Annotated in this window: 9 protein-coding genes; 6 read left to right on the top strand and 3 right to left on the bottom strand. The window is 69.6% G+C overall.

The window, feature by feature from the left end:
• Positions 1–14 precede the first annotated feature (14 nt).
• Both nusB and efp read right to left on the bottom strand, forming a co-directional pair.
• On the bottom strand, positions 15–428 hold the full coding sequence (gene nusB / locus ACFFHC_RS09245; protein ID WP_379804854.1) for a transcription antitermination factor NusB: 414 nt from the start codon (positions 426–428) through the stop codon (positions 15–17).
• The gene (gene efp / locus ACFFHC_RS09240; protein WP_070703180.1) at positions 428–988 is read right to left on the bottom strand and encodes an elongation factor P; all 561 of its coding nucleotides are present in this window, start codon (positions 986–988) and stop codon (positions 428–430) included. The genes nusB and efp overlap by 1 nt, the downstream gene beginning before the upstream one ends.
• 165 nt (positions 989–1,153) lie before the next feature.
• On the opposite strand from efp, the gene ACFFHC_RS09235 reads away from it, so the two are divergent.
• The 6 genes from ACFFHC_RS09235 (at position 1,154) to ACFFHC_RS09210 (ending at position 9,011) form a co-directional block, all read left to right on the top strand.
• A complete protein-coding gene (locus tag ACFFHC_RS09235; protein ID WP_379804850.1) occupies positions 1,154–2,743 on the top strand; it encodes an FMN-binding glutamate synthase family protein in 1,590 nt (529 codons plus the stop codon).
• Positions 2,744–2,894: 151 nt separating this feature from the next.
• Positions 2,895–4,577 (top strand): peptide ABC transporter substrate-binding protein, encoded by a 1,683-nt coding sequence (locus ACFFHC_RS09230; protein WP_379804847.1) that lies wholly within the window; start codon positions 2,895–2,897, stop codon positions 4,575–4,577.
• 200 nt (positions 4,578–4,777) lie between these two features.
• On the top strand, positions 4,778–5,704 hold the full coding sequence (locus ACFFHC_RS09225) for an ABC transporter permease (RefSeq protein ID WP_101849724.1): 927 nt from the start codon (positions 4,778–4,780) through the stop codon (positions 5,702–5,704).
• On the top strand, positions 5,697–6,746 hold the full coding sequence (locus ACFFHC_RS09220; protein WP_070703183.1) for an ABC transporter permease: 1,050 nt from the start codon (positions 5,697–5,699) through the stop codon (positions 6,744–6,746). Before ACFFHC_RS09225 ends, ACFFHC_RS09220 begins: the two co-directional genes overlap by 8 nt.
• Positions 6,747–6,757: 11 nt before the next feature.
• Complete coding sequence (locus ACFFHC_RS09215; RefSeq protein ID WP_237769674.1) at positions 6,758–7,819, top strand: ABC transporter ATP-binding protein; 1,062 nt, start codon at positions 6,758–6,760, stop codon at positions 7,817–7,819.
• On the top strand, positions 7,794–9,011 hold the full coding sequence (locus ACFFHC_RS09210) for an ABC transporter ATP-binding protein (RefSeq protein WP_379804841.1): 1,218 nt from the start codon (positions 7,794–7,796) through the stop codon (positions 9,009–9,011). Before ACFFHC_RS09215 ends, ACFFHC_RS09210 begins: the two co-directional genes overlap by 26 nt.
• A gap of 100 nt (positions 9,012–9,111) precedes the next feature.
• On the opposite strand, the gene aroB is transcribed toward ACFFHC_RS09210, so the two are convergent.
• The coding region (gene aroB / locus ACFFHC_RS09205; RefSeq protein ID WP_379804837.1) for a 3-dehydroquinate synthase at positions 9,112–10,368 on the bottom strand (1,257 nt) is incomplete at its 5' end.

The following is a 10,368-nucleotide window of genomic DNA, read 5'->3' as shown; positions in this document are numbered from 1 at the left end:
GTGCCACTGTCGGGTCACACGACGGTGGCCTTCATCTGGCTGATGCGGGTGAGCAGGCCGGAGACGAAGTTCGGCGAGTCGTCGGTGGACAGGTGGGAGGCGAGGTTCACGGCCTCGCTGATGGCCACCGCGTCCGGCACGTCCTCCACCCAGACGATCTCGTAGACGCCCAGGCGGAGGATCGCGCGGTCGACGGCCGGCATGCGCTCCAGCGACCAGCCCTGGGACCAGGCCGAGAGGGCGTCGTTGATGGACGCCCAGTGCGCCACCACGCCCTCCACGAGGTCCACGGTGAACTGCGGCACCGGCACCTGCGGGTCGGCCTCGGCACGGCGGGTGCCCATGAGGGTCTCCACGTTGAGGCCGCGCTGCTCGGCCTCGAAGAGCAGGTCGACGGCCCGCTTGCGGGCCTTGGAGCGGGCTGCCATCAGGAGACGCGGCTGATGTACGAGCCGTCGCGGGTGTCGACCTTGACGACCGTGTCGGACTCCAGGAAGAGCGGCACCTGGATCTCGGCGCCGGTCTCCAGGGTGGCGGGCTTGGTGCCACCGGTGGAGCGGTCGCCCTGCAGGCCCGGATCGGTGTGGGTGATGCGCAGCTCCACGCTCGGCGGCAGCTCGATGTAGAGCGGGGTGCCCTCGTGCGTGGCCACGAGCACCTCCTGGTTCTCGAGCATGAACCGGGAGGCGTCGCCCACGATCTCGGCCGACACCGGGAGCTGCTCGTAGTCGCGGGTGTCCATGAAGATGTAGGAGTCGCCGTCGTTGTACAGGTACTGCATGTCGCGGCGGTCCACGTTGGCGGTCTCGACCTTGGTGCCGGCGTTGAAGGTCTTGTCGACGATCTTGCCTGAGAGCACGTTCTTGATCTTGGTGCGCACGAAGGCCGGGCCCTTGCCGGGCTTGACGTGCTGGAACTCCTGGACCTGCCAGAGCTGGCCCTCCAGGTTGAGCACCATGCCGTTCTTCAGGTCGTTCGTCGTTGCCACGAGGCGCGTCCTTTGCGTGTCGTCGGGGATGTCCGTCGGCCACCCGCGGGCCGCAGCGGCGCGGTCGAGGTGGGCAGTGGGTCATTTTACGCACTCCCGGCGCAGTGCCCCACCACACCTGACGGCCCGGGTGGCGCCTCGCGCCCGGACTGGTAGAACGGGCGCATGCACCCCATCAAGGCACTGGCCATCCCTGCCCTCGGCCTCGCCGGCTGGGCGGCCCAGAACGCGTTCCAGAAGAAGCACGCCATCCTGCGCACCTTCCCGGTGCTCGGCAACGCCCGCTTCGCCCTGGAGACCATCGGCCCCGAGCTGCGGCAGTACATCGTGGCGATGAACAACGAGGAGCGACCCTTCGACCGCGACGAGCGCTCGTGGATCTACGCCGCCGCCAAGGAGCAGAACACCTACAAGGGATTCGGCACCGACAACAACGTCGAGTTCGACGAGGGCTGGCTGGTGGTCAAGCACCGCACCTTCAGCACCGAGGCCCCGCCCACCTCGCACGGCCACAAGGGCGACCCGGCGCGCCTCCCCTCGGCCAAGGTGCTCGGCGGCCCCCGTGGGCGCCGTCACGCCTTCCGTCCCGACTCCATCGTGAACGTCTCGGCCATGAGCTACGGCTCCCTCTCGGGCCACGCCGTCCAGGCGCTGAACAACGGCGTGCGCATGGCCGGTGCAATGCAGAACACCGGCGAGGGCGGCCTGTCCGAGCACCACAAGCAGGGCGGTGACCTCATCTACCAGGTGGGCACCGGCTACTTCGGCTGCCGCGACGAGAAGGGGCGCCTGTCCATCCCCCGCCTGGTGGAGCTCACCCAGGCCAACCCGGTGCGCGCCATCGAGATCAAGCTCTCGCAGGGCGCCAAGCCGGGCCTGGGCGGGATGCTCCCCGGCGAGAAGGTCACCCCGGAGATCGCCGCCATCCGCGGTGTGCCGGTGGGTGAGGACGTCGCCTCCCCCTCGCGCCACAGCGCCTTCCGCGACGTCGACTCCATGCTGGACGTCGTCGAGGAGATCGCCGAGGCCACTGGCCTGCCGGTGGGCATCAAGGCGGCCATCGGCGAGATGAGCATGTGGGAGGAGCTCGCCGACCGCATGATCGATCGCACCCGCGGCGTCGACTTCATCACCGTCGACGGCGGCGAGGGCGGCACCGGCGCCGCCCCGCTGCTGTTCAGCGACCACGTGGCCCTGCCCTTCCGCCTCGGCTTCGCCCGCGTGTACTCCACCTTCGCCCGCGCCGGCATCACCGACGACGTCACCTTCATCGGTGCCGGCAAGCTGGGCCTGCCCTCCAACGCCATCGTCGCGATGGCGATGGGCGCCGACATGCTCTACGTGGCCCGCGAGGCGATGATGTCGGTCGGCTGCATCCAGGCGCAGAAGTGCCACACCGGTGGCTGCCCCACCGGCGTGGCCACCCAGAACAAGTGGCTGGAGCGCGGCCTGGACGTCCCGTCCAAGTCGCTGCGCGCGGCCAACTACATCCGCGCCCTGCGCGCCCAGCTGCTCAAGCTGTCCGAGGCCGTCGGCGTGCCCCACCCGGGCTTCGTCACCTGTGACGACCTCGAGCTCATGTGGGGAACCCGCGAGGGCCGGACTCTCCGTGAGATCTACGGCTACGAGCTGGGCTGGGGCGGCGTGCCGGAGGCCAACCGCCGGGAGGTCATGGACCTCATGCACGCGCTCACGCAGCCCGACGAGACGGACAACGTCGCCGCCGACCGGGAGTCGGTCTCCCCCGGGCACTGAGCCGGCACCGCTCCTGCCGGGCCCCTCACCTGCCTTTTGGTCTCAGTTGGGTAACGACCCGGCAGATCGGCAGGTGAGGGGCCTCACAGGTGCTTAGGGTGGGCGTCGCTGCGGTCCCGGCCGCGGTGTCCCTACTGCTACAGGAGATTCCATGGCGATCAAGCGCAACAAGTGGCTGGCCGGCGCGGCGGGCGCGGTAGCCCTGTCCCTCACCCTGACCGCATGCGGCGGCGGGGAGTCCGGCGGCTCAGACGAGGGGAAGGGAAGCCAGACCGCCTCGCAGCCCCCGATCGACGAGAACGCCAAGGGCAACGACAAGATCATCACGGCGAACGGCTCCGAGCCGCAGAAGCCGCTGATCCCTGCCGCGACCGTCGAGACGGGTGGCGGCAAGATCCTCGACATGGCCTTCGCCAAGCTCGTCGACTACGACAACGAGGGCAACCTCGTCAACGACGTCGCCGAGTCGATCGAGTCCAAGGACAAGAAGACCTGGACCATCAAGATCAAGGGCGACCGCAAGTTCTCCGACGGCACCAAGGTGACCGCCAAGTCGTTCGTCGACGCCTGGAACTGGGGCGCCCACATCGACAACAACAACCTGGCCTCCTACTTCTTCGAGCCCATCGCCGGCTACACCGACGTGTACCCCTCCGAGGAGGGCGCCAAGGCCAAGGCCAAGACCATGAAGGGTCTGAAGGTCATCGACGACACGACCTTCCAGGTGACCCTCGAGCAGCCCTACGCCGCCTTCCCGCAGCGCCTCGGCTACACCGCCTTCGCGCCGCTACCGGAGAAGTTCTTCGAGGACCCCAAGGCCTTCGGCGAGAAGCCGATCGGCAACGGTCCGTACATGGTCGAGAAGTGGACCCACAACCAGGGCGCCAAGCTCGTGAAGAACCCCGAGTACGTGGGTGAGAAGAAGCCGAAGAACGGCGGCGTGGAGCTGAAGTTCTACCAGACCCCGGACCCCGCCTACACCGACCTGCAGGCCGGCAAGCTCGACATCCTCGACTCCGTGCCGGACACCGCCCTCTCGACCTTCCAGACCGACCTGGGCGACCGCGCCATCAACCAGCCGTCCGGTGTCTTCCAGTCCTTCTCCTTCCCGATGTACGCCGACGCCCCCTACGCCGGCGACAGCGACAAGGCCAAGAAGATCCGCAAGGCCATCTCGATGTCCATCGACCGCGAGGGCATCACGCAGAAGCTGTTCTCCGGGTCCCGCATCCCGGCCAAGGACTTCTCCTCCCCCGTCGTCAAGGGCTACGACGACACCGTGTGCGGCGACCTGTGCGCCCACGACGACGAGAAGGCCAAGCAGCTGCTCGAGGAGGCCGGCGGCTGGTCCGGTGGCCCCCTGACCATCGCCTACAACTCCGACGGCCCGCACAAGGGCTGGGTCGACGCGGTCTGCGGTGAGATCTCCAACGCGCTCGGCATCGAGTGCAAGGGCAAGGCCTACCCGGCCTTCAAGGCCCTGCGCGACGACGTGACCGAGAAGAAGATGAAGGGCGCCTTCCGCACCGGCTGGCAGATGGACTACCCGGCCCTGGAGAACTTCCTCACCCCGCTGTACAAGACGGGCGCCTCCTCCAACGACGGCGACTACTCCAACAAGGAGTTCGACAAACTCCTGGAGGAGGGTGACGCCGCCAAGAGCGAGGAGGAGTCGCTCAAGAAGTACAAGGAGGCCGAGAAGATCCTCGTCGAGGACGCCCCGGTCATCCCGCTGTGGTACTCCAACGTGACCGGCGGCCGCTCCGACGCCGTCAGCAACGTCCGCTTCGACGTCTTCGGCGTGGCTGAGTACCACAACATCGTCAAGAACTGACGCCACGTCGGGAGCCCCTCCCGGCACCACATGACACGACTGTGGGGGACCCGACCGGGTCCCCCACAGTCGTGCGCCGCAGGCGTGTCCTGTGATCCACGCCTCACTGGCCCTGTACTGTTCCGACGTTGCACGATCGTCGGACCCCACGGTCCGGCGCCACCCCTGCCCCGTGCACTCGACAACTTGAGGAGAAAGTTGTGGGTACCTATGTGCTCCGGCGATTGCTCCAGATGATCCCCGTGTTCATCCTGGCAACGCTGTTGCTGTACGCCATGGTCTACGGCCTGCCCGGAGACGCCGCCGCCGCGATGTGCGGCGACCGCGGCTGCGACCCGACCTTCGTCAAGAAGTTCAACGAGGAACACCACCTCGACGAGCCGCTGCTCGTCCAGTACGGCTACTACCTCCAGGGCGTGCTGACCCTCGACTTCGGTGAGACCTTCACCGGCCGCCCGGTCCTGGACGTCATGGGTGAGACCTTCCCCGTGACCATCCGACTGGCCCTCATCGCGTGGGTGCTGGAGATCCTCATCGGTGTCCCGATCGGTCTCGTCGCGGGCCTCAAGCGCGGTACCTTCCTCGACACCGCCGCCCTGCTGCTCACCCTGCTGGTGATCTCCATCCCGGTGTTCGTGCTCGGCTTCCTGGCCCAGTTCTACCTGGGCCTGCGCTGGGGCGTGTTCGAACCCACCGTGGGCGGCGAGGCCTCCTGGTCGAACCTGCTGCTGCCGGGCCTGGTGCTGGCCGCCATGTCCGTGGCGTACATCGCACGCCTCATGCGCACCTCCATCGTGGAGAACAAGTCCGCCGACTACGTGAAGACCGCACTGGCCAAGGGGCTGCCGAAGCACCGCATCATCGGCGTGCACCTGCTGCGCAACTCGCTCATCCCCGTGGTGACCTTCCTCGGCACCGACCTCGGCGCGCTCATGGGCGGCGCCATCGTCACCGAGGGCATCTTCAACGTCCCGGGCGTGGGCAACCAGATCTACCGCGCGATCATCGCCGGCGAGAACGCCACCGTCGTCTCCTTCGTGACGGTGCTGATCTTCGTCTACCTGGTCGCCAACCTGATCGTGGACCTGCTCTACGCCGTTCTCGACCCGAGGATCCGCCTTGACTGACCACACCCAGCACCCAGCAGAGCTCACCGAGTCGCAGTACGACCTCGAGCATGAGCCGGCCAGTCGCGCCGACGGCGACCGCCTCTCGGCCGACCCGGACCAGAACCCGACCGCAGCCGCCGAGCAGGCGCAGGCGATGGGCGACGCGAACGCGGTCGTCGGCAAGCCCCGGTCGCTCGCGCAGGACGCCTGGGCGGACCTCATCCGCAACCCGATGTTCGTGGTGAGTGCGCTCCTGATCCTCGTCATGGCTGCGATGTCCCTGTTCCCCACCCTGTTCACGTCGGTGGACCCGCAGGCGCAGAGCATCATGAACTCGCTCGAGCCGGCCGAGCCCGGTCACCCGCTGGGCTTCGACCAGCAGGGCCACGACATCTGGGCCCGCGTCGTCCACGGCGCCCGGGCCTCGATCCTCGTGGGCCTGCTCACCACCGCCGGCGTGGTGCTGCTCGGCGGGGCCATCGGCGCAATCGCCGGCTACTTCGGCGGTTGGGTGGACGCGGTCCTCTCCCGCATCCTCGACACCTTCCTGGCCATCCCCCTGCTGCTCGCCGGCATCGTCGTGATGTCGATGGTGGAGCACATCGACCTGCCCGGCTTCGGCTGGCTCGGCCGCAACATCCCCACCGTGGCCCTGATGCTCACGATCTTCGGCTGGACCTCCGTGGCCCGCATCATGCGCGGTTCGGTGCTGCAGGCCAAGCAGGCCGACTACGTGACCGCCGCCCGCTCGATGGGCGCGAGCACGGGCCGCATCATCGTGAACCACATCATCCCCAACGCCATCGCGCCGGTGATCGTCATCGCGACGATCTCGCTGGGCATGTTCATCGTGGCCGAGGCCACGCTGAGCTACCTGGGCATCGGGCTGGACACCGAGAAGGTCGTCTCGTGGGGCGGTGACATCTCCGAGGCCCAGCGCGTGCTGCGGACCAACCCGGAGATCATGGTCTGGCCGTCCCTGGCCCTCTCGCTCTGCGTGCTGAGCTTCATGCTCCTCGGCGACGCGGTGCGTGACGCCCTCGACCCGAAGCTGCGATGAGGAGCACCGACATGACCGACACGAATCCCCCCACGCAGCCCACTCGCGCCGCCGGCACCGACCGTGCCCGGCAGGGCGAGCTGCTCCTGGAGGTCGAGGACCTCCAGGTCGAGTTCCACACCAAGGCCGGCGTGGCCAAGGCCGTCAACGGCGTGAACTACAGCCTGCGCGCCGGTGAGACCCTGGCCGTCCTGGGCGAGTCCGGATCGGGCAAGTCCGTGACCGCTCAGGCGATCATGGGCATCCTCGACTCGCCCCCCGGCAGGATCACCGGCGGCCAGGTCCGCTTCCGCGGCAAGGACCTGCTGGCGATGAAGGAGTCCGAGCGCCGCACCTACCGTGGCGACAAGATCTCCATGATCTTCCAGGACTCCCTCTCGGCCCTGAACCCGGTGTTCCCGGTGGGTGCGCAGATCGCGGAGATGTTCCGCGTGCACCGCAAGATGGGCAAGAAGGAGGCCACGGAGCGCGCCATCGAGCTGATGGACCGCGTGCGCATCCCGGCCGCCCGCGAGCGCGTGAACAACTACCCGCACGAGTTCTCCGGCGGCATGCGCCAGCGCATCATGATCGCGATGGCAATTGCGCTGGACCCGGAGGTGCTCATCGCCGACGAGCCGACCACTGCGCTCGACGTGACGGTGCAGGCCCAGGTGATGGAGCTCCTCGAGGAGCTGCAGCGCGAGATGAACATGGGCCTGATCCTCATCACGCACGACCTGGGCGTGGTGGCCGACGTCGCCGACCAGATCGCCGTGATGTACGCCGGCCGCATCGTGGAGCAGGCGCCCGCGCGCGACCTGTACAAGGCCCCGGCCCACCCGTACACCGAGCGCCTGCTGGCCTCGATCCCGCGCGTGGACCAGAAGGGCCAGAAGCTCACCGCCATCGAGGGCCTGCCCCCGATGCTGACGAACATCCCCCCGGGCTGCGCCTTCAACCCGCGGTGCCCGTACGCGCAGGACGTCTGCCGTACCGAGCGCCCGCCGCTGGAGCGCTTCGCCCCGGAGCGCGCCTCGGCGTGCCACTTCTGGAAGGAGACGCTCGATGGGAGCCAGCGTGCTGGGATCTGACGACAGGCGCCGCGAGGACGTGGAGCGCGCCGACGCCCACGCGACCGGCAGCCACGCCCTGACCGAGGACCGCACCCCGGTGACCGGCGAGGGCCTGGTGGACCAGAAGGGCCACCCGGTGACCCGGTCCCTGGAGGCCGGTGTGGACGAGGTCGTTGCCGCCGGCGTGCGCCCCGACCGCGCGGGTGAGACGCCCGTCATCAGCGGCCGTGGCCTCAAGCGCCACTACCCGCTCACCAAGGGCGTGTTCAAGCGCACGTACGGCCACGTGCGCGCCGTCGACGGCGTGGACTTCGACCTGTACCGGGGCGAGACCCTCGGCGTGGTGGGCGAGTCCGGCTGTGGCAAGTCCACTCTGGGCCGCCTCATCATGTCCCTGGAGAAGCCCACCGAGGGCCAGCTGTTCTTCAAGGGCCGCGACGTGGCGCAGATGAACTCCCGCGAGTTCCGCGAGATGCGCCGCAACGTGCAGATGGTGCTGCAGGACCCGTACACCTCGCTCGACCCGCGCATGACGGTCGGCGACATCATCGCCGAGCCGTTCAAGATCCACCCCGACGTGCTGGACCGCGGCAAGCGGACCGCGCGCGTCAAGGAGCTCATCGAGCTGGTGGGGCTGAACCCCGAGCACATCAACCGCTACCCCCACCAGTTCTCCGGTGGTCAGCGGCAGCGCATCGGCATCGCCCGCGGCCTGGCCCTCAACCCCGAGGTGCTGGTCTGCGACGAGCCGGTCTCCGCGCTCGACGTCTCGGTGCAGGCGCAGGTCGTCAACCTCATGGAGGAGCTCCAGAGCGAGCTCGGTCTGGCCTACATCTTCGTGGCCCACGACCTCTCGGTGGTGCGCCACATCTCCGACCGCGTGGCCGTGATGTACCTGGGCCGCATCGTGGAGCTGGGCGACGAGGACCAGATCTACTCCCGCCCGGTGCACCCGTACACGCAGGCGCTGCTCTCGGCGGTGCCGGTGCCGGACCCGGAGATGCGCGGCAAGCGCGACCAGATCCGCCTCGAGGGTGACGTGCCCTCTCCCGCCAACCCGCCGTCGGGCTGCCGCTTCCGCACCCGCTGCTGGAAGGCCGTGGACCTGTGCGCCACCACGGAGCCCGACCTGGAGCTCCGCGAGGGCACGGACCACCCGAGCCGCTGCCTGTTCGCCGAGCAGCGCCAGGTGGTGGACGCGGTCCGCTGAGGCGCCGCTCCCCCAGAACCGCCGAGGGCGGGCCCGGTCTCCCGGGCCCGCCCTCGGCGGTCCTGCGTCTCCCCCCTCGGTACGAGGGCGTGCACCCCCGTCAGGCCCGCACGGCCTCCCACGCGCGGCGCAGCAGCGCCTCGTCGGGGGCGTCGAGGGTGGTCGGACGGCAGACCTCCTCGAGCACCACGAAGCGCAGGGCGCCGGCGCGGGCCTTCTTGTCGCCCGCCATCGCCACGCGCACCTCCTCCCACGTGGCGCTCCCCTGGTAGCGCGTGGGCAGGCCGACCGACGTCAGCAGGCCGCGCACCTCGTCGGTGCCGGGCCACAGGTCGTGCTCCTGGCCCAGCGCGGTGGCGAAGACCATGCCGACGGCCACCGCGTCGCCGTGGCGCAGGGCGAAGCCCTCCACCTTCTCCAGCGCGTGGCCGAGGGTGTGGCCGAAGTTCAGGAACTCGCGCACCCCGGCCTCGCGGGTGTCGGCGGCCACGGCCCGGGCCTTGACGCGCAGCGCCCGGTGGACGAGCTCGGCGAGGAAGGGCCACTCACGCGGGTCGGCCGAGTGCTCGGCGCCTGCACGGACCCGGTCCAGGATCTGCCAGCCGTCCACCTCCTCGAGGTCGATGTACCCGCACTTGACCACCTCGGCCAATCCGGCGCGGACGTCCTGGACGGGCAGGCCGGCCAGCAGGTCCAGGTCGCACACCACGGCCCGCGGCTGGTGGAAGGCGCCGACGAGGTTCTTGCCCGCGGAGGTGTTGATGCCGGTCTTGCCGCCCACCGAGGCGTCCACCATGGCCAGCAGCGTGGTGGGCACGTGCACCACGTCCACGCCCCGCATCCACGTGGCTGCGGCGAAGCCGGTGACGTCCGTGCACGCTCCCCCGCCCACGGCCACGAGGAGCCCGCCACGGTCCAGCCCGGCCGCCGCGCACGCCTCCCAGATACCGGCCACACCCTCGAGTCGCTTGCCCGCCTCGGCCGCCTCGATGCCGTGCACGTGCACCGGCGTGCCCGCGGCCTCCAGCACCGCGCGCACCCGCTCCACGACCGGCTCCAGACCCGGCTGGTGCACCACGAGCGCCGCGGGCGGCACCGCCCCGGTGGCCGGCAGGAGCAACGCGAGGTCGTCCAGCACCCCGTGGCCGATGGTCACCGGGTAGGCGTCACCGCCCTCGGAGGTGCTCACGGCCACGCGCAGCCCGCTGCGGGGGCCGAGGGGCCACCGGTCGGCGACGTCCTCGTCCCGCGTGCGCTCGGCCACGATGCGGGCCACCTCGTGCGGCGGCCGCCCCGTGGTCTCGACCACCTGCGTGGCGAACTCCGCCCAGGTGGACTCCCGCTGCGCCGCGAGCTG

Origin of the sequence: Kytococcus schroeteri, assembly GCF_042433515.1 — a bacterium.
GTDB classification, from domain to species: Bacteria; Actinomycetota; Actinomycetes; order Actinomycetales; family Dermatophilaceae; genus Kytococcus; species Kytococcus schroeteri.
This window is presented reverse-complemented; position numbering and strand designations above follow the sequence as displayed.